A 26,308-nucleotide genomic window follows, 5' to 3' on the forward strand; every position below is an offset into this window, starting at 1 on the left:
TGACGAACATGCAGGTCGAAAGCGGTGCCAACGTCTTCATATGCCGGGCCGGATCACCCCTCGTCCGGCACCAGGCTGAAGAGGACGCGCTGGTGCTTGTCAGGGAAGGCGGGGTCGGCCCGTTCGAGCCTGACCCGGACGCGCACGCCGAGTTCGAGGGGGGCAGCGGCCGAGGTGACCCTGCCCAGCACGGCGGGCTCCGCGAGCTGCACCTGTCCCGCTCTCGGGTTCGGGCGGGCCCCTTCGGCGTCGGTGTCGACGACGACGGCGTCGAAGACGGCGCCCACCCGGTCCATGAGCAGCGCCGCCTCCACCAGGTCCACGGACTGCCGGTCCGCGGCGCCGCCCTTGGCCTTCTCCATCCTGGCCGGCAACTCGTCCAGGGCCGCGAGCACCCACTCCGGCGCGGCCCGGTCCGCGCAGGCGGCCGCGCACAGTTCGCCGGCGTAGCGGTCGACCAGGCGCCGCAGCGGCGCCGTGCAGTGCGTGTACGGCGCGGCGATCGCCGCGTGGACGGTCTGCGCGGGGACGTGGTCGCCGTCACGGAAGGACCTGTAGACCGACTTCAGCAACAGCGCGCCGGCCGCCTCGTGGAGGAAGGCCCCGTGCGTGTGGTCGTGCGGATCCAGGGAGCGGATCAGCTCGGCGTAGGACACGTGGTGCGGCCAGTCGATACCGAGGCCCAGGGCGATGCGGCGCAGCCGGCCGACCTCGTGGGTGGGGGCCTGCTCCTGGGTCCGCAGGATGCCGGGTCCGCCGGTCAGCATCATTGCGGCCGCGGCCATGCCGGTCATCAGGGAGATCTGCTCGTTCCAACCGTCCACGGGCAGCGGGGCCCGATAGCGCAGCCGGAACGATCCGTCCTCGACGGTGACTTCCTGGTCCGGCAGGCTGAGCGAGATGCCGCCCCGTTCGGCCTCGACGGCCTCGCGCAGGGTGCCGATCTCACGCAGCAGGGCGACGGGCTCCTCGGCCGTGCCGGAGTCGATGGCCTGCTGGACGGCTGCGTAGTCGAGCCGTGCCCTGCTCCGGACCAGGGCACGGCTCACGGATGAGCGCATCACCCGGCCGTGGGCGTCGAGGTCGTGTTCCCACAGCAGGGCGGGAACCTTCTGGTTCGGCAGCAGGCTGGCCGCGCCCTCGGACAGGACGGGCGGGTGCAGGGGCACCTTGCCGTCGGGGAAGTAGAGCGTGACGATCCGCTCGCGAGCCTCGGCGTCCAGCGCGTCACCGGCGGTGACGAAGGCGGCCACGTCGGCGATGGCGTAGTGCACGCGGAAGCCGCCGCCGGGCCGTCGCGCCAAGTGCATGGCCTGGTCCAGGTCGCTGGAGCCGGGCGGATCGATCGTGAAGAGCGGCAGGTCGGTGGCGTCCTTGTCGGGCAGGCGGGGTGCGCGGGCGGCTGCCTCGGCCGCCGCGAGCACGGGATCGGGGAAGGCGGAACGAGCCTGCAGATCGGTCCGGAGCTTCTTCAGGGCTGTGGCCAGCGCGGCCTCGGCCGCTTCGGACATGCGCATCGGGCGGCGTGGCATGCCCCGAGCGTAGGACGCCGGGCACGCCCCGGCACCGCGGGCGATCCGTCCGGGTGGGGATCTGCGTCGGGGCGCCGGGTGGGGCCGGGCCGGGGGCACCGCCGCCGGTCGGCGCACGGGACGGTACGCCCGGCCCCGCCGCGGGCCGGTCAGGCACCCGTGCCGAGGACGGTACGGATCAGGGTGCGCTGGGCGTCGGACAGGCAGGGGTCCTGGAGGTCGAGGACCTCGTCGTCGACGGTGATCCGGTAGCGGAAGCCGTCGGCCACGGGGGCGACCGCGCGCTTCGCGAGTTCCTCCAGGTCCGCCGCGTCCGCACGGCCGGAGGTGTCGAGTGCGCTGAGCTTCTCCCGGCCGGTGAAGCCTCCGGAGCGGGTGACCGTGATCAGCATGGCCGTTCCTCCTGTTCGCTGGGGTGGCGTACGGCTGCGCATCGCAGCCACTGCCGCGCATGCCCCGAGCGGCGTCCCACTCCCCCGCATCGGCTCCCGCACCGCGCAAACGGCCGGAAACCGCTGTCTCCCGACCGATTGCCCGCCTTCGAGCAGGGTGTCCACGGTCCTGCGAGAACGTCCGATTATCGACCTTCCGGGGGGAACACCCGTTGCTGTCCCGCGAGTTCACACAGGTGGAACCGGGGGCGGGCCCGCGCGACTCCTCCCCGACCGGCACACCCATGGGCAAGGAGACACCGTGCGCATCCTCTTCACCGGCCCGGCCTCGGCCGGGCATCTCTTTCCGATGATCCCGACCGCGCAGGCCTTGCGCGCCGCCGGCCACGAAGTGCTGTTCGCCGGCTCGCAGCCCCTGCACCAGCTGCGCCAGGCCGGCTTCCCCGTCGTCGAGATAGGTGACGGACGCTCCATCCGGGACGTGTTCGAGCAGGCCTTGGACGAGGAAGTGCGTTATGTCACGCCGGACATGACCTCGGACCAGATACTCGACAGGGCGGCCCACGGCTTCGCGCACCTGTCGCGTACCACCGTGGACGGACTGCTGGAGACGGCCGAGAGCTGGGGCGCCGACCTGCTGGTCCACGACTCCTTCCAGGCCTCCGCCCCGCTGGTCGCGGCCAAGCTCAAGATCCCGTCGGTGATCCAGAACTTCGGCGTCACGTCGGGCCACGCCATGGTCGGCCGGCTCGCCTCCCACTTCACCGAGGCCTACGAGACGTACGGGGTGGACGGTCCCGCCGAGGGCACGGCCCTGAACGTCGTCCCGGCCTCCCTCGGCGGTGACCCGACCGGCCTGCGGATGCGCTATGTGCCCTATAACGGCGGTGGTTTCGTCCCCCGTGCGCTGCTGCGCCGGGGCACCCGCCCGCGCGTCACCGTCACGCTGGGCACCGTACTCACCGAGATGGACGGCGTGCGCGCCATCGTCCGCCTGGTCGAGGCCGCGGCGTCGGTGGACGCCGAGTTCCTGCTGGCCGTGGACGACACCGATCTCGCCCCCCTGGGCACCCTCCCGGACAACGTCCGCCCGCTGCCGTGGGTACCGCTGGCCGAGCTGCTCGCCACCTCCGACGCGCTGATCCACCACGGCGGATCCGGCACCCTGCTCACCGCCCTCCAGGCCGGGCTGCCCCAGCTCCTGCTCCCCCAGGGCGCCGACCACTTCACCAACGCCGACGCCCTGACCGCGACGGGCGCCGGCCTGCGGTCCACCTCCGACGGGGTCGATGCGGCGCTGCTCACGCGGCTCCTTGCCGACCCGGATCTGCGGGAGGCTGCCGAGCGCCTCCGCGCCGAGAACGCCGCTCTGCCGACCCCGGCCGAGACGGTTCCGTCCCTGGAGGCCCTGGCCACCGCCTGAGGTCCCCGTACGACGGGCCCCTGAACGACCGAGCCGACCGGGACGACGTCGTCCACCCCGGCTGCGGGCCGGACGCGCTGACAGCCGTCCGGCGCCGCGGTCCCGGGCTACGGCGCGGTGACGCGGTCGGCCCCGGTCGGTTCCGTGATCGCGGCGAGGTCGGCGAGGGCCCGGGCCGCCGGCGCCGGGTCGACCAGCCACTTCAGGTGACTGCCTGCCAGTGTGCGGACGTCGTACGGGTTGCCGGGCGTGAGGGCGTCCCCCTCGCGGATCAGCCGGTCCTGCATGGCGGGCGGCATGCTCGCGTCGTCGGCCAGGCGTACGAAGGTCCGGGGGATGCTGCCCCACGTCTGCGCCTGCGCCCGGTCGGCCGACGTGCCGACGTCGAGGTTCTCGTCGGGCTGGAAGGTGTTGAGGAAGGTCAGGAACTCCTCGTCGGTGCCGTCGGCGAGGAAGGCCGCCTTGAGCGCGGCGAGGGCCGTGGGGTCCGCCGTGCGGAAGTTGACGCGCAGCAGGCCGAGTTCCGCGGGGTTCCCGGCCAGCGCCAGGCCGAGGGAAGCGGCGTCGACGGATGCCATCTCCGGTTCGGCGTAGTAGTCGTTGACGTCGAGGTCGACCGGGGCCCAGGCGGCGACGTACACGATGCGGTCGACCAGGTCCGGCCGGGCGTTGGCGGCGGCGGTCGCGGTGATTCCGCCGCGGCTGTGCGCGACGAGGATCACCGGCCCGTTCTGCTTGGCCCGTTCCAGGACCCCGATCAGGTGCTCGGCGTTGTCGGCGAGCGTGACGCCGCGGATCGAGCCGGGGGCGGCGGCGAGGCCGGCGGGGTCCTGCGGTGCCTGGTAGGCACGGTGGTAGGTCGCGGCGAACCCGTGGCCGGGCAGGTCGACGGCGACGGAGCGGTGTCCCAGGAGGCCCAGTTCGGCCTGGAGGGGCGCGAAGGAGAAGGAGTTCGCGAAGGCGCCGTGGACCAGTACGAACGTCGGGGTCGGTTGCATCGGTCTGCTCACTCGCTTTCGGTCGGGCACGTCGGTGTCCCCGGACAGTACGCAGAAAATGATCATGCAACCAAGAGGTACGACGCCCTCCGCTTGCGCTCCCCGCACAGCCGGGCCGCCCCACCGCGGGCGGGCGGGGCGGCCGTCGGGGTCAGGGCATCTCGTCGGGGTCGCAGCTGGCCCGGCGCAGCCCGATCGTCCGCAGGGCCCGCATCAACGCCTCGTGGTCCCCCTCGCGCACGACGTGTACGGCGCCCTCCGCCACGAGGCCCGACACTGCGCGGGGCACGCGCGCGGCGGGGGTACGCAGCACCACACCGCACGGCGGGTCCAGCCCCCGTACCCCGCGGAACACCCGCAGGACCTCCGGGTCCGAGTCGAGGCTGTCGATCCAGGCGGGCAGGGACAGGACGGTGATGTCGGGCAGCAGGACGCGGGCGTGCGCGAGGGCGACGTCGGGGTCGTCGGCGTGTGACACGACCTGGAAGTGCGGGTTGCGCTGGATGCCCGAGCGGAGCAGTTCCAGCTGCTCGCCCTCGGGCACGCCGACGACCAGGACCGTCATCACCCTTCCCATCGTGCTGTCCGGCGGGGCGGGAGGCGACCCGGGGAGCTGCGGCGGAGCACCCCGCTTCAGACCGCCGCCGACTCGCCGGCCGGCCGCACGGGCCGGGCCCGGTCGTCGAGGTGCGGGCAGCCCGCATCGGCGGCGGTGTACGAGGAGGTGAAGGTGAAAGCGCGCGGGGACGGCCCGTGCGCCCGCAGGTCGTCGAGCCGCTCCAGCGCCTCGGTGACGGTCGGCAGGTGGCCGGCAGGGACCCACCACAGCACCATGTGCGCCTGGACGTGCCGCTCGAACCATTCGCGGCGCCGCCGCATCGCCTCCAGGTGCCCGCTGCGGTACGCGAAGTCCCACAGGGCCTCCTGCGTCTCCCAGACGGAGAGGTTGACGATGACGTTCTCGCCGGCGGGGCGCAGGCCCGTGGCGTCGGCCTCCCCCTCCGCCACGAGCCGCCACACGAAACCGGGAGTCGCGTCGGCGGCGGAGTTGACCGGATCGAGCAGCTCGACGAACGGCGCGATGCGCGGGTCGTCGAGGGGGTGCAGGAGCGTGGCGACGTTGAGTTGGGCGAGGTGGGCGGCGGGCGTGGATGCGGTCATGGCGTCATCCCAACACGACCCTCGTTTCTATGTCAATGGTTGTTGTTTTTAGAGGCTTGGACCACGACACAGCACTCCCCCGGCCGGGCGTCCATCCTGGCGCGGAGCGGACCGTCGGAGCCGATCAGCCCTTCCAGGAGGGCCAGGTTCATGCCGCAGACCAGCGGCGGGAAGCGTTCGGCGACGGAATGGAACGGGCAGTTGCGCATGCGGACGACGTCGCCCGGGCCGCCCTCCTGCTCCGGGCCGTCCTCGCGGTGCGGTTCGTAGCCACGGGCGGCGAGCAGCTCCACGGCCTCATCGAGGCTTTCGCAGGGCGCCGCCGCTCCGCGCAGGGATGCGCCGCGGCGGCGGGCCGCGGCGCGCAGCCCGGCGTCCAGTCCGGCCTCCTCGGCGGCTTCGGCGAGCAGTTCGGCGGCGGTGCGGTAGTCCCGCGCGGGCAGGGAGACGGACCGTTCGACGCGGGCCCGCGTGTACACCTTGGCGGGGCGGCCGGCCCCCGGGCCCGAGCGCCCGGTCAGACGGCGGCTCCCGCTCTCCAGCAGCCCCGCATCGGCCAGCCGGTCCAGGTGGTGCGCGGCGAGGGTGCGCGCCACGCCGACGGCCTCGGCCGCCTCGTTGCGGCCGACCTCGCGGCCCTGGGCGACCACGTACTCGTACAGTCGGCGGCGCACCGGGTCCTGCAGCACCGCGATCACATCGATGTCTTCCACGCGGCCATTCTAGAAATAACACCGATTGGCGATAGAAGGGCGGAAGACGGCGCGCGGACCGGGCGGCGGGGCCGCTTCCCGGTCGGATGATGATCCGCCCGTCACGGCCGGGGGCATACGACTACGGGGCGGGGACGGCGGCGTCTTCCGTGCGCGGCCAGGGGCGTCCTTCGAGGGCCTCGGCGCTGCGGTTGAGTCGGATCAGGACGTCCTCCAGCTCGCGCACCTCCTCCGGGGACCAGCCGGCGACCACGCGGGCCAGGCAGGACCGGTTGACCTCGCGGTCCGCGGCCAGCCGGCGCCCGCCTTCGGCGGTGATCCGGAGTTTGCGGGCCATGCCGCCGTCCGGGTCCGCGACGCGTTCGGCCAGCCCGCAGCGCAGCAGTGCGGCGGTCTGACGGTTCACTGTCGAGGTGTCGAGACCGAAGGCCTCCGCCAACTGCCCGATGGACATGGGGCCTTGGGTATCGATCCGGCTGAGCAGCAGGTACGCCGACCGCTCCAGGCGTTCCGGGTCGCGCTCACGCCGGGCCAGCACCTGGTGCCGAGAGAGCAGCATCAGCTCCCGCTCCAGTTTTTCCAGCACTGCGCCTCCCACTCCTTCCGGCGCTCCATTATCGCGGACCCGGGAACCCGTGAACGCGTCACGCTCGACCAGCAGGCCGGTGAGCCGGGGGATCGACCCCATGACTGCAATATGCATGATACATAGCGTGTGTACTATGCACTTCTCGCCGTCACCCGACGAGCTACCGCCTCACTCCGGAGGACCCGCATGTCCGTCACCCCGTCCGCCGCCTCCCGCGCGGCCGAGATCCTGTCCCGGCCCATCGCGCTGAACGGCCTGACCGTCCCCAACCGCATCGCGATGGCCCCGATGACGCGGATGTTCTCCCCCGGCGGCGTCCCCGGCGAGGACGTACAGGCGTACTACGCCAGCCGGGCGGCCGCAGGCGTGGGACTGATCGTCACCGAGGGCACCTACGTGGGCCACGCATCCGCCGGGCAGAGCGACCGGGTCCCGCGGTTCCACGGCGAGGACCAGCTGGCCGGGTGGGCCAAGGTCGCCGCGGCCGTCCACGAGGCGGGCGGCACGATCGTGCCCCAGCTGTGGCACATCGGAATGGTGCGCAAGCAGGGCGAGGCGCCCTACGCCGACGCGCCCGCCGTCGGCCCCTCCGGCATCCGCGTCGACGGCACCGAGGGGACCGGCAGGGCGATGACCCGCGCCGACCTCGACGACGTCATCGGCGCGTTCGCCGACGCCGCCGCGCAGGCGGAGCGGATCGGCTTCGACGGCGTCGAGCTGCACGGCGCCCACGGCTACCTGCTGGACCAGTTCCTGTGGGAGCGGACCAACCGCCGCACCGACGCCTACGGCGGCGACGCGGTGGCCCGTACGAAGTTCGCGGCGGAGATCGTGGCGGCGGTCCGCGAACGCGTCCCGGCCGACTTCCCGGTGATATTCCGCTACTCGCAGTGGAAGCAGGAGGCCTACGACGCCCGGCTCGCGCAGACCCCGCAGGAGCTGGAGGCGATCCTGGCGCCACTGGCGGCAGCGGGCGTCGACGCCTTCCACGCCTCCACCCGGCGCTACTGGATCCCGGAGTTCGAGGGCTCCGACCTCAACCTGGCGGGCTGGACCAAGAAGCTCACCGGCCGGCCGGCGATCACCGTCGGCTCCGTCGGCCTCGACGGGGACTTCATCCGCGCCTTCGCCGGCGAGGGCGCGGCCCTGGGCGACATCGACAACCTCCTGGACCGCATGGAGCGCGACGAGTTCGACATGGTCGCCGTCGGCCGGGCGCTCCTGCAGGACCCGCAGTGGGCGGCGAAGGTCCTCGGCAACCGCTTCGACGAGCTGAAGCCGTACGACGCGGCGGCCCTCAGGTCGCTCAGCCGCTAGGGGGCCGGGACGCCCCGCGCACGTCACGACGGCGCGGGGCGTACATTCGCCGCGCAAATCGAACATGTGTTGGAATAGGAGGGTGACGCCATCGTTCCGGTTCCCCGATGACCTGGTCGCCCTGCAAGAGGCCTGGCTGCGTACCTACGACGAGCTCGCGCAGGTGGCCGGCGACGGCAGCACGACGCCGCTGCGCCGGCGGCTGATCGCCCTCTCCGGCCGTCTGCAGACCCATCCGCACTGGGCCGCTCCGGCCGGGTGGCGGGCCGGTGGCGTCGAGCTGCGCCGGGCCGCCTCGATGAAGCACTGCGCGGAAACCCACCAGGACTCCGTTCGGGCGAAAGATCCAGCAGAAGCTCGCCCCTGCGGCCCGACCCGGGCCATGGTCGGTGGCGAGACGGCGGATTCGGCGAAGGGCGTGGAACGTTGCATTCGAGGCGCATCGGAACGGTCCTGGCCGCGGCCGCGCTGACCGTACTCGCGATCCCGGCCCGCGCCGACGCGGCGGCCATCGCCTGCGGTGGTGGGACGTCGACCGGCCGGGTGGCCGTCAACGGGTGCATCAGCGCCCAGCGCGGATCCGCCGGCAGGTTCCCCACGCGCGAGATCACGGCGTACATCAGGCACGCAACACCGGGAGCAAGGGCATCGACGTCGCCTACGAGGCCTTCTTCCGTGTCGTCGACGGCGGACACTGGGAGAAGCTGGGGAGCGGGCGGACGTACGTACGCGCCGGCGAGGCCGTCGGGCCGCTGGAAGTCGGAAGCAGCACCCGGGTGTGCGGACCGGTGAAGGTCGAGATCCGCGTCCACGCACGGGCCGCCGGGGCAGCATGGAGCGGCTGGTCCCCGGCGGCGACGAGGCAGTGCCAGACCTGAGGAACGGGGGTCAGCCGCGGCGCCGGCCGTCCGGGGCGGCGGGCGCGCGCCACATGGGCCACAGGGTCGGCCCGCCACCCGGGAGCCGGACCTCGTCGATGACGCGGAAACCGAGCCCTTCGTAGAAAGGGATATTGGTGACGTTGCTGGACTCCAGGTAGACGGGCTGCCCGAGCCGGTCGCACCGGTCCAGTTGCTGGCGCAGCAGCGCCGATCCGACGCCCATCCCCTGCAGCCCGCGGTCCGTCCCCACCGTCGGCAGGTACCAGTGCGGGGTGTCCGGGTGGGCCTCATGCAGGGTGTTCTGGACCTCTCCGGCCCGCGGCATGCCGCGCAGGCCGAAGATGCGCGCGTACCGGGGCAGCGCTGCCACCTCCTGCACCGTCGAGGTCTTCCAGCACCCGGGGCCCGACCACAGCGCTGCGGCCAACAGCCGCCCCTCCGCCGTGGCTGCGACCCGGACGGCGCCTTCGCGCGGCCGCTGTTGGCGCTGGGACAGCCGGAAGTAGCGGGCGATCCGGCGTTCCCGGCCGACTGCGGGGACCATCCACGCCATGACCGGGTCGTCGGCGAAGGCGCGCGCCAGGAGCGCGGCGACGGCTGCGGACTCGGTGGGCCGGGCGGGCCGGATGCCGTACCCGCCCACCGGCATGCCTGGGCGTGTGTTCATGGGGTCACGGTAGGCAGCCGCACCGTGCCCGCCCCGCCGTCCGGCGCAGACACGCCGTACACGCCGAGCGTGCCCTGCGCGGCGGATGCCGTACGCGCCACGCGCTCCGCCCGCAGGGCGGAGCCGTTGCCCGAGAGCCCGTCATATGAACGTGTTCGGCGGCCGGTCGGGGAGACTCCCGGTGCCGTTCGGTGTGTCTGCGCAGCCGGGTCGGTGCGGCTCCCTTGAATGGGCAGCCCTCTACGAAACGGGCATCGTATGACCCTCCCTGCACCGCACCGGCAGTCGCCGTCCGACCTCGGCCGGTCCACCCGCCGGTCCGTCCTCACGGGCGTCTTCGCCCTGGCCACCGCGGCGGCCCTGCCCGTCGCCGCGGCCGGGCGCGCCCGAGCGGCCGCCGGTCCGGACATCATCGCCTGCAGCACCTGGGGTGCGCGGGCGGCGTCCGAGCCCGTCGTGGTCGTCGCCAACCGCCCGGAGCGGATCGTCGTCCACCACACGGCGACGGCGAACGTGACGGACTACTCGAAGCAGCGCGCCTTCGCACTCGCCCGGGCAATCCAGACGTACCACATGGACGCCCATGGCTGGATCGACACCGGTCAGCACTTCACGGTCAGCCGCGGCGCCTTCGTGCTGGAGGGCCGCCACAACAGCCTCGCCGAATTGCGCACCGGCGCGCGCCAGGTGCGCGCGGCGCACTGCGTGGGGCAGAACACGGTGTCCATCGGCATCGAGAACGAGGGCACCTACACCTCGCAGACCCCGCCCGCGGCGCAGTACGCGGCGCTGGCGGACCTGTGCGCGCACATCTGCGACCAGTACGGTCTGCCCGCGTCCGAGATCTACGGCCACCGCGACTTCAACGCCACCTCCTGTCCCGGCGACCGGCTGTACGCGCTGCTCCCGGGCCTCCGCAAGGACGTCGCCGCCCGCCTCGGCACGCCCCTGTCGGAGCCGGCGCAGGACCCGGCGCAGGACTCGGTGTGGGATCTGGTGCGCCAGGCCACGGGCCGGGGCGAGCCCCGTGCGACCGTCGGGGAACACCTGCCGGCGGGCCTGCTGCCCTGAGGGAGCGGGCCGTCGGGTCACCGGCTGTCGGTTCACCAGGCAGGAAGGCGCCCGCCGCGGACCGTCCTGTCCACGAAACGAACACCGCCAGGTCTTCGCCTGCGAGGCTGTGCACGCCCCGCCCGGCCGCATAGCGTCGCTCGGGGTGGCCACTGCCGAGGCCCACCGTGCACCCGAAGGCAGGACCGAGATGAACCCCCTGGCCGCCCGCGGTCCGCACCGTGTCACGCTCGCCACCCGCGCCGACTGCAGTGTCATCACCCTCACCGGCGATCTGGACCTCGACCACGTCGATCCCCTGCGCACGGTGCTCGTGCAGGCGTGCGCCACCCCTGCCGCCCCGCACCGGGTGGTCGTCGACCTTTCGCAGCTCGACTTCTGCGACTCCGCCGGGCTCAACGCCCTCCTCCACGCGCGACTGTTGTGCGAGGAGAACCGTCGCTCCCTGATCCTCTCCGCTCCCGGCCCGCAGTTCCACCGCCTGATGCGCATCACGGGCACCGACGCCCTCTTCGACGTCTCGGGGCCCGGAGCCGCGGACGGTTCGACCGACGCGGCGCGGTGAAGGCGGCGGCCGGTCAGCCGGACCGGAGCGTGCGGGAGGGTGCCACGCCGTACTCCCGCCGGTAGGCGGCGGCGAAGCGGCCCTGGTGGGCGAAGCCCCACCGTCCGGCGACGGCGGCCACGGTCGTGGTGCCCGCCGGGTCGGCGGAGCGGAGTTCGGCGTGGGCGCGGGCCAGCCGGACCCGGCGGAGGTGGCCGAGCGGCGTCGTACCGGCGTGGCGGGTGAAGGCGTACTGCACCGCGCGGGGCGTGACCGGGACCGAGGCGGCGATGTCGGCCAGGGTGATGTCGCGATGGGCGTTGGCCTCGATGAACGCCGCGGCGCGGCGCAGGGTGTCGCTGTGCGCGTCGCGCGTGTCCCGTGGGCCGACGGCCTCACCGCTGCGGGCGGTGTTCGGCAGCGCCCCCAGCACGGTGGCCGCGAGGTGCTGGGCGGCGGTCGCGACGACCAGCCCGTCGGGTGCGGCGGAGGCCGCGCCGTCGTCGAGTACATGGTCGCGGAGGTAGGCGACGGCCGCCCCGAGCCGCCGGTTCTCGGCGGGGCCGACGGCGCGGGCCCCGGTGATCCGCACCTCCTTCTCCCCAGGAACGGCGGCGACCCGGCCCAGCAGGCGCGGATCGAACATGGTGATGGTGTACCGGGCTTCGCGGACCTCGCCCTCGTACGGCCGGTCGTGCGGGGCGAGGAGGAAGGTCTCCCCGGGGCCGAAGACCTCCTCGCGGCCACCGGTGGTGTCCACGATGGTGCCGCTGTGCATGGTCACCAGGCACACCTTGCCGAGGCAGCCCGCGTCGTAGCCCATCGTGTAGCCGAAGGAGAGGCGGTCCACGCTCAGCCCGCCGACCTCGGTACGGGAGATCCGCGCCCGGGTGTCCCCGGGGCGCCCACCGATCTGCATGGGCGTGTACGCGGCGGACAGGAACGCCTCCGTGGCGTCCAGGTTCCCGCTTTCGAAGAAGAGGTTCGGCACCGGGCCCTCCCTCGTCGACGCTCGGTACGGCCTGCCGACGGCAGGCGCCTCCAGTATGCCGTGGCGCAGGTCGCGCCCGGTCCGGACGGAGCCTCAGCCGCCCGGCTCGAAGGTGACCGGGAGGCTCAGGGGGCCGCGCAGTGCGCCGGGGCGCCAGCGGATCTCGTCCGGATCCACGGCGAGTGCGAGCCCCGGGAGCCGGCGCAGCGCGGTGCCGATGGCGATGTGCCCCTCCAGGCGGGCCAACGGGGCGCCCAGGCAGTAGTGGATGCCGTGCCCGAACGCGAGGTGGGCGTTGTCCCGGCGGGTGACGTCCAGGCGGTCGGGGTCCGGGAAGCGGGCCGGGTCGCGGTCGGCGACGGCCGAGGCGATCAGGACCGTCGCACCGCTCGGGACGCTCACGCCCGCGATCTCGATGTCCTCGCGGGCGAAGCGGGCGATGCCGGGGTTGACGGGGCCGTCGTAGCGGAGGAACTCCTCGATCGCGCCGTCCAGGAGTTCCGGGTCGGCGCGCAGGAGGTCGAGCTGGCCGGGGTGGGCGAGGAGCATCGCGATGCCGCCGCTGATCAGGTTGACCGTGGTGATGTAGCCGGCGGCCAGCAGCAGGAACACCATGGCGATGAGCTCGTCCTCGTTCAGCCGCTGCTCCTCGTCCCGGGCCGTGATCAGGCCGCTGAGCAGGTCGTCGCCGGGGTGGGCCCGTTTGGCGCGGATGAGGTCGGTGACGTAGGCGCGCATGTGCTGCCAGGCCTCGTTCACGACGGCCATGTCCGGGGGCTCCGCGCCGCGCATGGTCATGCGGTCGGTCCAACGCTGGAATTCGTGGCGGTCGTCCACCGGCACGCCGAGCAGTTCTCCGATGACCGTGACGGGCAGCGGCAGGGCGAAGTCCGCCACGAGGTCGGCCCGGCCGGCCGGCACGACCGCGTCGAGCAGGCCGTCCGTGACGGCCTGGATCCGGGGCCGCATCCCGGCGACCCGGCGGGCGGTGAACGCCTTGGAGACCAGGCGGCGCAGCCGGGTGTGGTCGGGCGGATCGCTGCGCAGCATGTTGCTCAGCATCGATTCCCGCTCGGTCTGCGGCAGTTGGGCGAGCAGCCTCGGGTCGGAGGCGTCACGCACGTCGCTGCTCAGGCGGGGGTCGGACAGGGCGGCGAGCGCGTCCTCGTAGCGGGTGACGAGCCAGGCGTCCAGGCCGCCCGCGAGGACGACGCGGCGTACGGGACCCTCCTCGCGCAGCTCCCGGTAGAGCGGGAACGGGTCGGCGAGGAAGGCCGGGTCGGCGTAGGGAAGAAGGACCGGCCGCTCACTCATCGTGCCTCCCGGAATACGTGGCCCTCTGTATGGGAAGCGAGGATATGCGCCCGAGTCTCTATGAATGCTGCTTTTCGGTCATGGCGGACGAGCCGTGACTTCGTCCCGACGGCCGGTCGACCGGCCACGCGACCGGCACGGCTGACGGTCGGTCGATTTCGGGTGGACGGGTGATCTGGGCCAAGCCCCCTGCGGAAAGTATGATCAAGAAATGGCTGACATGACCGAAACTACGCCCGGCTGGCTGAGTAGTGACGAGCTGAGCATGGCCAGGGCCCAGATGCCGATCCTGTACGTCGAGGCCGTTCCCGTGCGCGTGAACGACACCGGCGAAGTCACCAGTATCGGGCTGCTCCTGCGGATCGGCGCGGACGGGACGATGAGCCGGGCTCTGGTGTCCGGCCGGGTCATGCACCACGAGCGGATCCGCGACGCCCTGCTGCGCCACCTGGAGAAGGACCTCGGGCCGGTGGCCCTGCCCCTGGTCCCGGCGTCCCTCCAGCCGTTCACCGTGGCGGAGTACTTCCCCACCGCCGGTATCACCCCGTTCCACGACCCCCGCCAGCACGCCGTGTCCCTCGCCTACGTCGTGCCGGTCACGGGTGACTGCCGACCGCGGCAGGACGCCCTGGACCTGGTCTGGTTCAGCCCGCAGGAGGCGGCCTCACCGGCCGTGCAGGGCGAGATGCCGGGCGGCCACGCGGTGCTGCTGAAGCAGGCCCTCGCACACGTGGGACACGCGTACTGAAACCGCGCCGCGCCCGCGGTCAGCGGATCTCGGCCGGGGCCGGGGCGAAGTTCGTGAGGATCAGCAGCGTGTCGACGAGTTCCTCGGCGGGCGCCCCGGTCGCCAGGCGGCGCAGCTGCTGGCCGAACACCAGGGCCACGGCGACGCCGGCCAGGCGCTCGGGGTCCGGCACGCCCAGCTGGGTCAGGATCCTGGCGGCCAGCAGGTCGTAGGCGGCGAAGCAGTCGGCCGCGGCGGCGCGCAGCCGCTCGTCGCGGCCGGCCTGGACGTACAGCTCGAAGGGCGCGATGTGGCGGCTGTCGAAGGCGTTGCCGCCGGCGACCCGGGCCACCACCTCGGCCGCCCGGCCGATGTCGAAGGGCTCGTCGGAGCATTCGTCGGCGAGCTCGGTGAAGTGCCGGGTCTCCTCGGCCACGAAGTGCAGCAGGCTCTCGCGCAACAGCTCGTGCTGGGTGGCGAAGTGGTAGGTGACGGAGCCCAGTGAGACCGCCGCCTCCTTGGCGATCCGCCGGTTGGTGACGGCCGCGATGCCGTCCTGCCCGATGATCCGCAGCACGGCGTCGATGATGCTCTGGCGGGTGGCGGAAGCGTGGGGCATGTCCGCATTCTGCCCCATCGGCCCCGCCGCCGGCCCTCGGGGGGCGGGGCGCCGAGGGCGGATGGGGTGTGGACAAGCAACCGCGCGATCCCTACTGTTCGTTCGAACGAACAGCTGGTGAACGCCGAGACGCCGTACGGGAGTCGTCGTGGAGATGTCGGGATCTAATGTTCTGCTCACCGGGGCCACGGGAGGCATCGGCGCCGCCCTGGCCGCGCGCCTGACGGCGCAAGGGGCCCGTCTCACCGTGACCGGCCGGCAGGAGGCCGCCCTGAAGGCCGCGGCGGAGTCCTGCGGGGCGCGGACCGTCGTCGCCGATCTGGCCGTCCGGTCGGACGTCGTGCGCCTCGCCGAATCCTGTACCGAGTCGGACGTCCTCGTCGCGAACGCCGCCCTGCCCGCCAGTGGCGACCTGCTCGACTACACCGAGGAACAGCTCGACCGCGCCCTGGACGTCAACCTGCGGGCGCCCGTGCTGTTGTCGCGGCTCCTCGCGGAGCACATGGTGGCGCGCGGCCGCGGACACATCGTGCTGGTCGGCTCCATCTCGGGCAAGGCGGCGACCAGGTCGACGTCCCTGTACAACGCCACGAAGTTCGGGCTGCGCGGCTTCGCCCTCGCCCTGCGCCAGGAGTTGCGGGGCACGGGGGTGGGCGTCTCCCTGGTCCAGCCCGGATTCGTCCGCGATGCCGGGATGTTTGCGGCCACCGGCGCCGCGACCCCCAACGGCATCAGGACCGTCACGCCCGGACAGGTCGCCGAGGGCGTCGTACGGGCCGTGCGCCGTGACCTGTGCGAGGTCAACGTCGCACCGTTGGAGCTGCGGCTGCTGAGCGCCGTCGCAGGGCAGTTCCCCGGGTTCGCCGAGCGGATCCAGGCCCGGACGGACATCGACGGCTCCGTCCGGCAGATCGTCGACGCCCAGCGCTCACGCCGCTGAGGGCCTCTCGCGCTCCCGTCCGTCCCCGGGAGCATGCGCACGGTCCCGGCCCCCGCACCTCGCACCTCTTGCCCGACGTCCGCATCGCGGGAACGCCCGACGGCGGGGCGCAGGTCGTGGCGGTCGGGCTCGACGGGCGGATCTGGCACAACGTCAGGCGGCCGGACGGGTCCTGGACCCCGGCCGGCCGGGTACCCGGCCCGGACGGCAGGGACCCCTTCCCCGCGGGCCAGGTCCACATCACCGCCCTCCGCGACGGCACCACGCACGTGTCGGCCATCAGCGCCGGCCAGGGAGCTCTTCCGGGACCGGGCCGGGGCGGCCGCCCTGCGTGATGCCGGCGGTCCGGTCACTGCTGCCGCAGGGTCGTGACCAGGTCGCGCGGCAGACCGTGGGTGTCGTGGAGGTAGTGGAAGTCCTCCGTGGTCAGCGGGCCGCGGAAGCGGGGGCGGGCGAGCACCTGCCGGCCGCGGTCGAGGAGGCGGCGGAAGCGGTGTTCCTCCTCGCGGAGCAGCCGGAGCACCTCCTGCGGCGGCGTGTCCTGGCGGAAGTGGTCCAGGGTGTGCCGGACCAGCTCCCCCGGCAGGTCCCCGAGGCCGCGCGAGGGATCGTCCCGCCAGAGCACGGTGAGCAGCCGGCGCACCAGCCGGCGCAGTACGTAGCCGCGTCCGTCGGCGGTCGGGCGTACGCCGTCGCCGAGGACCACGACGGCCGAGCGGAGGTGGTCGGACACGATGCGCAGGGAGGTCTCGTCCAGCTGCCACAGGGGCGGTACGAGGCGGCGCCAGGGTTCGAAGACGTCGCAGTCGAATACGGACGGCTTGCCCTGGAGCAGCGAGGCGAGGCGCTCCAGGCCGAGCCCGGTGTCGACGTTGCGCCGGGGCAGGGGTACGAGGGAGCCGTCGTCGAGCCGGCGGTGGGTCATGGTCACGTGGTTCCACACCTCCACCCAGCGGTCGTCGCGGGTGGGGGTCGACCGGGGCGGGCCGTCGCCGCTCCAGAGGAAGATCTCCGAGTCGGGGCCGCAGGGGCCGACGGGGCCGTTGGACCACCAGTTGGCGTCGGCGGTGGCTTCCACGGGGACGCCCAGGTCCTGCCACAGCCGGAGGGAAGCGGTGTCCGGACCGGTCCGGTCGTCGCCGGCGTGGACGGTGGCGTGCAGCAGGCCGGGATCGACTCCGAGTCCCTCGGTGAGCAGCCCGTATCCCCAGTCGAGGCTGCGTGGTCCGTCGTAGTCGCCGAGCGACCATGTGCCGAGCATCTCGAAGACCGTCAGGTGCGTGGCGTCGCCGACCTCCTGCAGGTCCGTGGTGCGCAGGCAGCGCTGGACGCCGACCAGCCGCCCGCCCCCCGGATGGGGTCGGCCCTCCAGGTACGGGGTGAGGGGGTGCATGCCGGAGGTGGTGAAGAGCACGGGGTCGCCGGGCGGGGGCAGGAGCGTCGAGCCGACGATGCGGCGGTGGCCGCGCTCCTCGAAGTAGTCGACAAAGGTGGTGACCAGGTGGTCGGTGTTCATGGGGTGGCTCCTTCGCATCACAGCGGGAAGGGCACCGGAGAACGGACCGTGGGGTCTCCGGCCGGGCGGGGAGGCCACGGCACGGCCGACGAACCGTTTCCGGTCGCCGGGGAGGGGAGAAGGTCAGACGGCGGCAACCGGCGAGCTGGTCGCTCGCGCGGTCGCGGTGGTACGGGGGCCGTTGACGTTCATGCGGCAACGGTAGCCCGTCCGATCCGTCGGGGCACGCGCTTTTCGCCCGCCCCGACGTATGCGGAATCCATCAGTCCGTCGTCTCGCCGGGCGGCCGGGGCTCGGCCCGCATCAGGAGGTGCCCCCGGCGGAAGCGCTCCTGCGCGCCGGGCTCGCGCAGCATCCGCCCGACCTCGGTGAAGCCGGCTTCCCGGGCCAGCCGGGCGAGTTCGTCGATCGGCCACCGGTAGGCGGTGGTCACCTTGTGGTCGAAGGCCGCCACCGGGCCGCCTTCGGACTCGAAGAAGGCCAGCAGGAGCGGACTGCCCGGAGCGAGCACCCTGCGGAACTCCGCGAGGTACGAGGGCAGTTCCCGCGGTGGGGCGTGGATCACCGAGTACCAGGACACGATGCCGCCCAGTTCACCGTCGGCCAGGCCCAAGGCGTCCATCGATCCGACGTCGAACCGCAGGTGAGGGTGGGCCGCACGAGCGAAGTCGACCATGGCGGGCGAGAGGTCCACGCCGAAGGCGTCGAGTCCCAGGCCACGGAGATGCGCCGTCACATAGCCGGGGCCGCAGCCCAGTTCGGCGACGGGCCCGGTTGCGGCGGCCCGCGCGTGGTCGGCGAACGCGGTCAGGACGGAGCGGTCCAGAGGATGTCCGTCGAGGTGGTCGCGGGCGAGGTCCGCGTAGGCGGCGACCACCGAGTCGTAGGCCTCGCCGGTCGCCCGGAGGTACGCGGGCAGCTCGTTCACCGGGGAGGCCTCAGCTTTCCCGGCGCGCGGTCTCCCGCACCGCCCACGCCAGGTACGCCTGCGTGGTCCCGGCGGCCGGCAGCACGATCCACGGGGGCAGGTCCGACGGGTGGCGGTCGTGCACCCATACCTCCAGGTCCGCGACCCGCTCCGCGGTCGTCGTGAAGGTGACCCGGTAGCCCCGTTCGTGCCGGAGGGCGTCCCCGCTCCGGTGGAAGAGGGTCATCCGCGCCTCGACGTCGGCCGCGGCCGCCATCCTGGCCTCCACCGCGCCCTGCGCGATCTCGTAGGCCTGCGCCTCGTCGTTCAGGGTCGTGTGCGCTGTCACCATGCCGGCCACGCCGCTCCTCCTCGGTCGGGTCGCCCCCACCCTACGGCCGGACCGGCGGGGGGAGAGGACCGGCCCCTCAACCCGCGAGCGCGACCAGCCTGCGGTAGGCGAGTTGGTCCGCGCGGCGGGCGGTGAGGTGGACGTGGACGTCGGGGAGGTAGTCCTTCAGGGCGGAATAGCCGGCCGTGTACGTGTCCTCCTGTGCGGCGGCGGCCGGCGGCATCCACAGGATCAGCAGGAGTTGGTTGCGGCGCGTGCCCTCCGGGCTGGCGAAGGACAGCTCGTGCAGGACCAGCCGGGGCTGGTCCGAGGGCAGTCCCTGCACGAGTTCGTCGTGGGTCAGATTCGCTTCGAGCTCCGGGACCAGAACGTCCGGCGGGCCCTCCTGGCGGAGGACCACGGTGTTGACCTCCCGCAGTTCCCGCAGGTGGTGGACGGCGGCGACGCCGGCCTCCGACAGGCCGGTCGGGCTGCTCACCGGGCTTCAGGTGTGGATGCGGCCGTTGGTGCCGTCGTGGGCGTCGGCTTGTTCGTCGTCGAACCAGTAGTCGCCCGCCGCGAGGTAGCGGAAGGAGTGGGCGCTGTGGGCGGGCAGCGCGACCGTCGCGGCCCGGGTGCCGTCGCCGCGGGGCTCCAGGGGGTGGGCGGCGGGGTTCCAGTGGTTGAAGTCCCCGACGACACTGACCGGCCCGGCCGGGGTCTCCGCGGGGAGGACGAAGGTGACCTGCGTGCGGCCCTTGAGCTTCTTGCGTTCGAGCACGGGGTGGACTCCAGCCGTGGGGGACGGGAAACCGGCCCGTGCATCCTCACGCCGACGCCCGTGCGGTGCGGCGGTACCGGGCCGCAGTGCGGACAGAAGTCACCCGGGCGGCGGCCTGCGCGCGGCCGGGTCGGGGGCCGCGCACCTCTGCTCCTCGCTCCCCGAGCCGTGCGGACGCCGACCGGCACCGTCCGTGCGGCCGGTGTACGCCACCCGGAGCGACTCGGCGGCCGTGCCGCTGCCGTGCGGCGGCTGCGGGGCGGCGGGATGTTAGAGATGGGGCCGGGGCTGCTCGACTCCGCAGACCGGCCGGCCCGCACGAGGAACGAGGGGCGCCATGCGCGACATCTCGACGGTTTCCACGGCCGTCCGGCACCGCCACGCCGGTGGCCCGCTGGCCGGACGGGTCGCGGTCGTGACCGGCGCCGCCCGCGGGATCGGGGCGGCGCTCGCCCGGAACCTGTCCGACGCGGGGATGTCCGTGGCGCTGCTGGGCCGCGAGGAGGCGTCCCTGCGCGCGACGGCGGGCGCCCTGCCGAACCCGAGCCTCTGCGTCGAGGCGGACGTCACCGACGACGCGGCGCTGCGGGCCGCCGCCCGGCAGGTGCAGGAGGCACTGGGGCCGGCCAGCGTGGTCGCCGCCAATGCCGGCATCGCCGTCGGCGGGCCCTTCGACCGTACGTCGGCCGACCTGTGGCAGCGGGTCATCGACGTCAACCTCACCGGGTCCGCCAACACCGCCAGGGCGTTCCTGCCGCAGCTGACCCGCACGCGGGGCTACTTCCTCCAGGTCGCCTCCACCGCCGCGCTGGGCTCCTCCCCCATGATGAGCGCCTACTGCGCCTCCAAAGCGGGGGTGGAGTCCTTCGCCCTGGCGTTGCGCGGCGAGGTGGAACCCGACGGGGTGGCCGTCGGGATCGCCTACGTCCACTGGACCGGCACCGACATGATCAGCGGCCTCGACGAGCTGCCGGTGCTGCGGGCCCTGCGCCGCCACCAGCCCCGCTTCGCCCGCCGCGTGCGCTCGCCCGAGCAGGTCGCCGCCTGGCTCGCGGACGGGATCACGCGCCGTTCCCGGTCCGTCTACGCCCCGCCGTGGCTGCGCTGGTGCCAGCCGCTGCGGCCGCTGTTCCCGGCGATCGTCGCCCACATCGCCCGGCGTGAGCTGCGCACGCCCGCGCGCGGTGAACTGACGGCGCAGGCCACGGTGCTGGGCGCCGGGGGTCTCGCCGACTGGAACGCCCGCAACGCGCCCGGCGACCGTGGCCACTGAGGCGCCGGCCCTGCCGAGACCCGGGGCTCCCCGACATCGTGTCCGGCGCGGCCGGACCGGGACGTTTGGCCGTCGGGGCCACGGGCACGCGCGAACCGACGGCCGCTGTCTGCCACCCTTGGAGGCACGAGACCCATGACGTCGTTCGGATACTTCCTGTCCTGCGAGGAATTCACCCCCGCCCAGCTTCTGGACCAGGCACGCAAGGCCGCCGACGCGGGCTTCACGCGCCTGGCCATCTCCGACCACTTCCATCCGTGGAACGACGCGCAGGGCAACAGCCCGCTGGTCTGGTCGATGATCGGGGCGCTGTCGCAGACCGTGGACCTGCCCGTGACCACTCTGGTCACCTGCCCCACCATGCGCCTGCACCCGGCGGTGACCGCCCAGGCGGCGGCCACGTCGAGCCGGCTGCTGGACGGCCGGTTCGCGCTGGGGGTGGGGACGGGCGAAGCGTTGAACGAGCACGTCCTCGGGGACCGGTGGCCCTCCTTCGACGAGCGCGCCGACATGCTGGAGGAAGCGGTCGACGTGATGCGCAAGCTGTTCACCGGCCGCCGGATCAGCCACCGCGGAACGCACTACACGGTGGACAACGCCCGCCTCTACACGGCTCCCCACGGCCGGCTGCCCGTGCACGTCTCCGGCTTCGGCCCCAAGGCGGCGGAACTGGCCGGGCGGATCGGCGACGGCTTCGTCACCATGGGCCCGGACGAGGAGGCCATCGGCCGCTTCCGGGACGCGGGCGGCGGCGGCAAGCCCGTCATCGGCGGCCTGAAGGTGTGCTGGGGCGAGGACCGGGACAAGGCCGTCGACACCGCGCACCGGCTGTGGCCCAGCGAGCACCTCCCCGGCGAACTGGCGCAGATCCTGCCGACGCCCGCCCATTTCGAGCAGGCGAGCCGGCTGGTGCCCCGTGAGGAGGTGTCGGCGAACGTGCCGTGCGGCGACGACGTGGAGGAGCACGTGGAAGCAGTCCGCGGCTATCTCGGGGCCGGCTTCGACGAGGTGTACGTCGGGCAGATCGGGCCGGAGCAGGACGCCTTCTTCGCCGCCTGGCGCGACAAGCTGCTGCCCGCCCTCGGCGGGCAGGGGGCCGGGACGTAGCGCTCGTCCGCCGGTCGGGCCGTCCGTCCGCCCGTCAGGAAGCGGCGGGGCGCCCCTCCAGCTCCGACTTCAGGTTGCGCAGGGTGAGCCGGATGTTCTTGCGCTGGAACTCGGCGAAGGTGTGCCCCCGTGTCGCGATCCTGTCGAAGGCGTTGGCCACCGCGTCGGGCCACCTGCGCCGGTCGTCGGTCCACGTCTCGGTCACCTCGGTGCCGCCGGCGACCGCGGTGAAACGGTACTCCCAGGTGGCGATCGGCCCGCGCAGCCAGGGGCGGCGCAGGCCGATGGCGTGCACCCGGAACCGGAAGACGGCGTCCGGATCGGCGGCCGTCACCGTGCAGCGGGTCGTCCAGCGGAAAGGACCGCGTTGGTTGCGGCCGTCGAAGACCATCCCGACCCGGGTCGCGGTGCCGGGGCCGTCGGCCGGCGTCGCGCCCAGGTTCTCAGGGCTCCAGCGGCCCATGAGGGCGGGGTCGGAGACGTGCTGGTAGACCGTCGACGGGTCGGCCTCGACGATGATGGAGTCGCTGACGCTGAACGTACGGGGCATGGGGGCTCCCTCCTCGGGGAACGACGGTAGCGGTCGCCGATCGCGCCGCGGCGGGCGCCCCTGCCGCACGGTGCCGCTCCCTTCCGAACCGCCACCCGCCCTGGCCGCCGCCCGTCAGGACCGTTGCGTCATCCGCCGCCGCAGACGGTCGTAGACGGGTTCACTCCCGAGCCGGTCCGCGGTCACGGCCGCGGCGAAGCAGGCGGTCAGCAGGGGCAGCAGCAGGGCGCCGGCACCGGTCATCTCGATCACCAGGACGATGCCGGTGAGCGGGGCGCGCACCACGCCGGTGAACACGGCGGCCATCCCCACGACCGCGAACGCGACCGGTCCGGCCGCGTCGGCGGCAGCGGCCGGCAGGAGGGGCGAGGCCAGCACATGGAGCAGCGCCCCCCACAGAGCGCCGAGTGCGAGCAGCGGAGCGAAGAGCCCTCCCGGAGTCGCGGCCGCGTAGCTGAGCGGTCCGGCCACGAACCGGACGGCCAGGCACAGGGCCAGCCCTGCCGCCGACAGGCTCCCGCCTGCCAGCAGGCCTGCGCTCAGCTGGTCGCCGCCACCGGTGAGGAGCGGATCGAAGGCCATCAGTGCGCCGACCAGCGCCCCGATGAGGGCCGCCCGGACGACCACGGGCACCCGCGTCAACCGGTCGCACACCTCCAAGGTCCCCAGGACCAGGGCGTTGTACGCGGCTCCCAGGGCCCCGGCGGTCACCCCGCACAGGAGGAACACCGGCAGCATCCACAGCGGCGGGGCGGCGACGTGTGAGGCGGGCAGGATCAGCGCCTCTCCCACGAGCGGCCGCGAGGCGGCCACCGCGGTGACGGTGCCGACGAGCGTCAGCAGCACCAGGCGGGCCCGTACCGTGCCGGTGACCTCCTCGCAGACGAACAGCAATCCGCCCAGGGGGGCCGTGAAGGCCACCGCCAGACCCGCTCCCCCGAGCGCGGTGTGCACCATGCGGGCGTCCTCCGTGTCCAGCCGGCAGCGGCGCCCGGCCCCCGATCCGATCGCGGCGCCCATGTGGACGACGGGGCCCTCCCTGCCCAGGACCAGGCCCGAGCCGATCGCGAGGAGTCCGCCCGCGAACTTCACCGGCAGCAGCCGGGCCGGACCGGCCTCCGCCTCCCGGCGCCACACCGCTTCGACGTGGGGGATCCCGCTCCCCGCGGCGTGCGGGACCCGCAGGGCGATCGCACAGGCGACGGCGGCGCCCACAGCGGTGAGGACGACGGGCAGCAGACGCGCCGCACCGCCCCACCCGGCAGCCGCCTCCAGCACCGACGCCCGAAGCAGGTCGGCGTGGACCAGGCACCACCGGAAGGCGCCGCCGACCAGCCCGACCAGGCATCCGGCGAGGGCCGCGACGACGAAGGCGCGGCCGTCCGCCCTGCGGGGGCCCGTGCGCGCCACGGCTCAGTGCCGCGGGAGGCGGGCGGCGTCGGCGGCGCCGCCGGGCGAGGTGGACTGCTGTGACCTGATCTTCGTCATACCGGTCTCCTGAGCATGCTGCGGTAGGTCGGTCCCTGGGCCGGTCAGGCGGCCGGTCACACGGTTGCTCCCTCGGTCGGCCACGCGGCCGGTCACACGGTCGGCCCGTTCGCGCACGGGCCCATCCAAGGCCACGCGGCGGCCGTTCCCGGGCATCCACCCGCGCGGCGGCCCCGGTTCCGCCCGGGTGCAACCCGATCGGGTCCTGCACCGGAAGTGGAGGTGAGGGACAGCCGTCGTCGGCGACGGTCCTCGCCCACCGATGCACACGTCATGACCGAGGGACTTGCTGTGAGAAACGCACCCCGCTGGGCCCGCTGGATCGTTCCGCTCGCGCTGCTGCTGGTGTGGCTCGGCATCGGCGGGACGCTCGGACCGTACGCGGGGAAGCTGGGCGAGGTCGCCACGAACGACCAGGCGGCGTTCCTGCCGCGCAGCGCCGAGTCGACCAAGGTCATCGAGGCCCGCAGGGCGTTCGAGGGGGCGCAGTCCGTTCCCGCGATCGTGGTGTGGACAGCGTCGGACGGGGCCCCGGTGGCGGCCGGGCAGCAGGAGGCCGCCGCCCGGGCCGTGGGGGCGCTCGCCGGCCGGCCCGGCGTCACCGGCCCGCCCTCGCCGGCCGTGGTCTCCGACGACGGGCTGGCCGTGCAGTCGGTCGTCCCGCTGGCGCCCGACCTGGGCGAGGAGCTTGCGGTGGTCCTCGGCGAGGTGCGCACGGCGGCGCAGCAGGTGCCGGGCACGTCGGTGGGGATCGCCGGCCCGGCGGCGACCCAGGCGGACCTGTCCGACGCGTTCGCGGGGATCGACGGGCTGCTGGTGGGCGTGGCCCTGGGGGCGGTGCTGCTGATCCTGCTGCTGGTGTACCGCAGCGTGCTGCTGCCACTGATCATCATCATCAGTGCGGTGTTCGCGCTGGGACTGGCCTGCGCGGTGGTCTACGCGCTGGCCGACCGGGGCGCCGTCCGCGTGGACGGTCAGGTGCAGGGGATCCTGTCGATCCTGGTGATCGGGGCTTCGACCGACTACGCCCTGCTCGTCGCGGCGCGCTTCCGCGAGGAGCTCGCCGCACGGGGCGAGCGGGCGGACGCGGCGCTGGCGGCCGTGCGCCGGTCGGCGGGGGCGGTCACGGCCAGTGCCGCGACCGTGGCGCTGGGGCTGCTGGCCCTGCTGGCGAGCGACCTGACGAACAACCGGGCCCTCGGGCCGGTCGGTGCGATCGGCGTCGTGTGTGCGGTGCTGAGTTCGCTGACGTTCCTGCCGGCCGTGCTGGTCCTGCTGGGCCGTACGGCGTACTGGCCGGCCGTGCCCGGTCCGGCCGATGCCGCGGGTGAGGGGCACGGGGTGTGGCGCCGTGTCGCCGGGCTGATCGACCGGGCGCCGCGGCGCGTCTGGGTGTCCACCTCCGTGCTGCTGGTGGTGCTGGCCGGCTTCTCACCGGCGCTGTCGTCCAAGGGCGTGCCGCTGGACGAGATCTTCGTCAACGACGCCCCGTCGGTCGGTGCGCAGCAGACGCTGGCCCGGCACTTCCCCGGCGGCTCGGGCAACCCGGCCGTCGTCATCGCCGATGCCGGACGGGCCGCCGAGGTACGGGCGGCCGCCGAGGGCACGGACGGTGTCGCGGCGGTCGTACCCGTGACCGCGGGCGGGCGGCCTGGGGGCCCGGGCGCTCCGCTCGTCGTGGACGGCCGGGTGCGGCTGGACGCGACGCTGGAGGCGGCGGCGGACAGTGACGACGCGAAGCGGACGGTCGAGCTGCTGCGCGAGCGGGTGCACGCCGTGGCGGGGGCCGACGCGCTCGTCGGGGGTTATACGGCGCAGCAGTTCGACACCCAGCAGACCTCGGCGCGCGACCGAGCCGTGATCGTCCCGGTCGTCCTCGGCATCATCCTGCTGATCCTCGTGGCGCTGCTGCGGTCCCTGCTGGTGCCCGTCCTGCTGGTGGCGACGGTCGCGCTGAACTTCCTCGCGACGCTGGGCGTGTCCGCGCTCGTCTTCGAACACCTGCTGGGCTTCAGCGGTACGGACGCCTCCGTGCCGCTGTACGGGTTCGTCTTCCTGGTCGCCCTCGGCGTCGACTACAACATCTTCCTGATGTCGCGCGTGCGCGAGGAGACCGTACGGTCGGGCACCCGCGAGGGCGTGCTGCGGGGGCTGGTGACCACGGGCGGGGTCATCACCTCCGCCGGTGTGGTCCTCGCCGCGACGTTCGCGGCGCTGATGGTGATCCCGCTGGCCTTCCTCGTCCAGATCGCCTTCATCGTCGCCTTCGGGGTCCTGCTGGACACCCTCGTCGTGCGTTCCCTGCTCGTCCCGGCCCTCGTCCTCGACATCGGCCCGCGCGCCTGGTGGCCCAGCGCGCCGGCCCGGCCGGAGAAGGGAAGGGGAGCGCACACCGCTCCGGCGGCGCAGGCGCGGTGATCGGCGGGCCGGCCACGGCTGCGACCCGCGGCCCGGAGTCGGGATCGACGCGCAGAGG

Annotated in this window: 30 protein-coding genes; 12 read left to right on the forward strand and 18 right to left on the reverse strand. The window is 73.6% G+C overall.

The window, feature by feature from the left end:
- Positions 1–53 precede the first annotated feature (53 nt).
- Both IF89_RS0104730 and IF89_RS0104735 read right to left on the reverse strand, forming a co-directional pair.
- On the reverse strand, positions 54–1,532 hold the full coding sequence (locus IF89_RS0104730; RefSeq protein WP_030761565.1) for an RNB domain-containing ribonuclease: 1,479 nt from the start codon (positions 1,530–1,532) through the stop codon (positions 54–56).
- 149 nt (positions 1,533–1,681) lie between these two features.
- Positions 1,682–1,924, reverse strand: a complete 243-nt coding sequence (locus tag IF89_RS0104735) for a protealysin inhibitor emfourin (RefSeq protein WP_030761568.1) — start codon at positions 1,922–1,924, stop codon at positions 1,682–1,684.
- 301 nt (positions 1,925–2,225) lie between these two features.
- Here IF89_RS0104735 and IF89_RS0104740 point away from each other — a divergent pair, with 301 nt between their 5' ends.
- Complete coding sequence (locus tag IF89_RS0104740; RefSeq protein ID WP_030761571.1) at positions 2,226–3,347, forward strand: nucleotide disphospho-sugar-binding domain-containing protein; 1,122 nt, start codon at positions 2,226–2,228, stop codon at positions 3,345–3,347.
- Between the two features lie 107 nt (positions 3,348–3,454).
- Here IF89_RS0104740 and IF89_RS0104745 read toward each other — a convergent pair whose 3' ends face one another.
- The 5 genes from IF89_RS0104745 to IF89_RS0104765 form a co-directional block, all read right to left on the reverse strand.
- On the reverse strand, positions 3,455–4,345 hold the full coding sequence (locus IF89_RS0104745) for an alpha/beta hydrolase (protein WP_030761574.1): 891 nt from the start codon (positions 4,343–4,345) through the stop codon (positions 3,455–3,457).
- Positions 4,346–4,496: 151 nt separating this feature from the next.
- On the reverse strand, positions 4,497–4,913 hold the full coding sequence (locus tag IF89_RS0104750; RefSeq protein WP_158717801.1) for a hypothetical protein: 417 nt from the start codon (positions 4,911–4,913) through the stop codon (positions 4,497–4,499).
- A 65-nt stretch (positions 4,914–4,978) separates the two neighbouring features.
- The gene (locus IF89_RS0104755) at positions 4,979–5,506 is read right to left on the reverse strand and encodes a DUF3291 domain-containing protein (RefSeq protein WP_030761580.1); all 528 of its coding nucleotides are present in this window, start codon (positions 5,504–5,506) and stop codon (positions 4,979–4,981) included.
- A 32-nt stretch (positions 5,507–5,538) separates the two neighbouring features.
- On the reverse strand, positions 5,539–6,219 hold the full coding sequence (locus IF89_RS0104760; protein WP_030761582.1) for a helix-turn-helix transcriptional regulator: 681 nt from the start codon (positions 6,217–6,219) through the stop codon (positions 5,539–5,541).
- A 121-nt stretch (positions 6,220–6,340) separates the two neighbouring features.
- The gene (locus IF89_RS0104765; RefSeq protein ID WP_234327668.1) at positions 6,341–6,778 is read right to left on the reverse strand and encodes a MarR family winged helix-turn-helix transcriptional regulator; all 438 of its coding nucleotides are present in this window, start codon (positions 6,776–6,778) and stop codon (positions 6,341–6,343) included.
- 216 nt (positions 6,779–6,994) lie between these two features.
- On the opposite strand from IF89_RS0104765, the gene IF89_RS0104770 reads away from it, so the two are divergent.
- From IF89_RS0104770 to IF89_RS37650, 3 genes are all read left to right on the forward strand, one after another.
- Positions 6,995–8,125 carry an NADH:flavin oxidoreductase gene (locus IF89_RS0104770; protein ID WP_030761588.1) on the forward strand — a complete coding sequence of 377 codons (1,131 nt, stop codon included), beginning with the start codon at positions 6,995–6,997 and terminating at the stop codon, positions 8,123–8,125.
- Positions 8,126–8,207: 82 nt separating this feature from the next.
- Positions 8,208–8,597 (forward strand): hypothetical protein, encoded by a 390-nt coding sequence (locus tag IF89_RS46885; protein WP_199820461.1) that lies wholly within the window; start codon positions 8,208–8,210, stop codon positions 8,595–8,597.
- 85 nt (positions 8,598–8,682) lie between these two features.
- A complete protein-coding gene (locus IF89_RS37650) occupies positions 8,683–9,003 on the forward strand; it encodes a hypothetical protein (RefSeq protein WP_234327656.1) in 321 nt (106 codons plus the stop codon).
- A 10-nt stretch (positions 9,004–9,013) separates the two neighbouring features.
- Here IF89_RS37650 and IF89_RS0104785 read toward each other — a convergent pair whose 3' ends face one another.
- Positions 9,014–9,673, reverse strand: a complete 660-nt coding sequence (locus tag IF89_RS0104785) for a GNAT family N-acetyltransferase (RefSeq protein WP_078628094.1) — start codon at positions 9,671–9,673, stop codon at positions 9,014–9,016.
- A 258-nt stretch (positions 9,674–9,931) separates the two neighbouring features.
- Here IF89_RS0104785 and IF89_RS0104790 point away from each other — a divergent pair, with 258 nt between their 5' ends.
- Both IF89_RS0104790 and IF89_RS0104795 read left to right on the forward strand, forming a co-directional pair.
- Positions 9,932–10,744: a peptidoglycan recognition family protein gene (locus IF89_RS0104790; RefSeq protein ID WP_063831243.1), complete on the forward strand. Its 813-nt coding sequence runs from the start codon at positions 9,932–9,934 to the stop codon at positions 10,742–10,744.
- A 145-nt stretch (positions 10,745–10,889) separates the two neighbouring features.
- A complete protein-coding gene (locus IF89_RS0104795; RefSeq protein WP_158717802.1) occupies positions 10,890–11,309 on the forward strand; it encodes an STAS domain-containing protein in 420 nt (139 codons plus the stop codon).
- Positions 11,310–11,322: 13 nt separating this feature from the next.
- Here the strand turns inward: IF89_RS0104795 and IF89_RS0104800 are convergent, their stop codons facing one another.
- Complete coding sequence (locus IF89_RS0104800) at positions 11,323–12,279, reverse strand: AraC family transcriptional regulator (RefSeq protein WP_030761600.1); 957 nt, start codon at positions 12,277–12,279, stop codon at positions 11,323–11,325.
- Positions 12,280–12,372: 93 nt separating this feature from the next.
- Positions 12,373–13,593, reverse strand: coding sequence for a cytochrome P450 family protein (locus IF89_RS0104805; RefSeq protein WP_030761602.1), 1,221 nt, complete (start codon positions 13,591–13,593; stop codon positions 12,373–12,375).
- Positions 13,594–13,804: 211 nt separating this feature from the next.
- Here IF89_RS0104805 and IF89_RS0104810 point away from each other — a divergent pair, with 211 nt between their 5' ends.
- On the forward strand, positions 13,805–14,341 hold the full coding sequence (locus tag IF89_RS0104810; RefSeq protein WP_199820462.1) for an NUDIX hydrolase family protein: 537 nt from the start codon (positions 13,805–13,807) through the stop codon (positions 14,339–14,341).
- Positions 14,342–14,360: 19 nt separating this feature from the next.
- Here the strand turns inward: IF89_RS0104810 and IF89_RS0104815 are convergent, their stop codons facing one another.
- Positions 14,361–14,939, reverse strand: coding sequence for a TetR/AcrR family transcriptional regulator (locus IF89_RS0104815; RefSeq protein WP_030761607.1), 579 nt, complete (start codon positions 14,937–14,939; stop codon positions 14,361–14,363).
- Between the two features lie 148 nt (positions 14,940–15,087).
- Here IF89_RS0104815 and IF89_RS0104820 point away from each other — a divergent pair, with 148 nt between their 5' ends.
- Together IF89_RS0104820 and IF89_RS0104825 are read left to right on the forward strand one after the other, a co-directional pair.
- On the forward strand, positions 15,088–15,879 hold the full coding sequence (locus tag IF89_RS0104820; protein WP_030761611.1) for an SDR family NAD(P)-dependent oxidoreductase: 792 nt from the start codon (positions 15,088–15,090) through the stop codon (positions 15,877–15,879).
- Between the two features lie 68 nt (positions 15,880–15,947).
- Positions 15,948–16,214, forward strand: coding sequence for a hypothetical protein (locus IF89_RS0104825; protein WP_030761614.1), 267 nt, complete (start codon positions 15,948–15,950; stop codon positions 16,212–16,214).
- Between the two features lie 14 nt (positions 16,215–16,228).
- Here IF89_RS0104825 and IF89_RS0104830 read toward each other — a convergent pair whose 3' ends face one another.
- The 5 genes from IF89_RS0104830 to IF89_RS0104850 form a co-directional block, all read right to left on the reverse strand.
- On the reverse strand, positions 16,229–17,395 hold the full coding sequence (locus tag IF89_RS0104830) for an alanine--tRNA ligase-related protein (protein ID WP_030761617.1): 1,167 nt from the start codon (positions 17,393–17,395) through the stop codon (positions 16,229–16,231).
- A gap of 262 nt (positions 17,396–17,657) precedes the next feature.
- On the reverse strand, positions 17,658–18,323 hold the full coding sequence (locus tag IF89_RS0104835; protein WP_030761621.1) for a class I SAM-dependent methyltransferase: 666 nt from the start codon (positions 18,321–18,323) through the stop codon (positions 17,658–17,660).
- 10 nt (positions 18,324–18,333) lie between these two features.
- The gene (cutA, locus tag IF89_RS0104840) at positions 18,334–18,654 is read right to left on the reverse strand and encodes a divalent cation tolerance protein CutA (RefSeq protein ID WP_030761624.1); all 321 of its coding nucleotides are present in this window, start codon (positions 18,652–18,654) and stop codon (positions 18,334–18,336) included.
- Between the two features lie 76 nt (positions 18,655–18,730).
- Positions 18,731–19,132, reverse strand: coding sequence for a cofilin family protein (locus IF89_RS0104845; protein ID WP_030761626.1), 402 nt, complete (start codon positions 19,130–19,132; stop codon positions 18,731–18,733).
- A 6-nt stretch (positions 19,133–19,138) separates the two neighbouring features.
- Positions 19,139–19,414, reverse strand: coding sequence for an isoamylase early set domain-containing protein (locus tag IF89_RS0104850; RefSeq protein WP_030761628.1), 276 nt, complete (start codon positions 19,412–19,414; stop codon positions 19,139–19,141).
- Positions 19,415–19,751: 337 nt separating this feature from the next.
- Between IF89_RS0104850 and IF89_RS0104855 the strand changes: the two genes are divergently transcribed.
- Together IF89_RS0104855 and IF89_RS0104860 are read left to right on the forward strand one after the other, a co-directional pair.
- Positions 19,752–20,687, forward strand: coding sequence for an SDR family oxidoreductase (locus tag IF89_RS0104855; RefSeq protein ID WP_030761630.1), 936 nt, complete (start codon positions 19,752–19,754; stop codon positions 20,685–20,687).
- A 135-nt stretch (positions 20,688–20,822) separates the two neighbouring features.
- Positions 20,823–21,794, forward strand: a complete 972-nt coding sequence (locus IF89_RS0104860; protein WP_030761633.1) for a TIGR03557 family F420-dependent LLM class oxidoreductase — start codon at positions 20,823–20,825, stop codon at positions 21,792–21,794.
- 34 nt (positions 21,795–21,828) lie between these two features.
- Here the strand turns inward: IF89_RS0104860 and IF89_RS0104865 are convergent, their stop codons facing one another.
- Positions 21,829–22,344: an SRPBCC family protein gene (locus IF89_RS0104865; RefSeq protein ID WP_030761636.1), complete on the reverse strand. Its 516-nt coding sequence runs from the start codon at positions 22,342–22,344 to the stop codon at positions 21,829–21,831.
- A gap of 114 nt (positions 22,345–22,458) precedes the next feature.
- Positions 22,459–23,754, reverse strand: a complete 1,296-nt coding sequence (locus IF89_RS0104870; RefSeq protein ID WP_051806800.1) for a ClC family H(+)/Cl(-) exchange transporter — start codon at positions 23,752–23,754, stop codon at positions 22,459–22,461.
- Between the two features lie 369 nt (positions 23,755–24,123).
- On the opposite strand from IF89_RS0104870, the gene IF89_RS0104880 reads away from it, so the two are divergent.
- Complete coding sequence (locus IF89_RS0104880; protein WP_030761642.1) at positions 24,124–26,250, forward strand: MMPL family transporter; 2,127 nt, start codon at positions 24,124–24,126, stop codon at positions 26,248–26,250.
- Positions 26,251–26,308 lie beyond the last annotated feature (58 nt).

The sequence above is a fragment of the Streptomyces sp. NRRL F-2664 genome, from assembly GCF_000719345.1.
Lineage (GTDB): Bacteria > Actinomycetota > Actinomycetes > Streptomycetales > Streptomycetaceae > Streptomyces.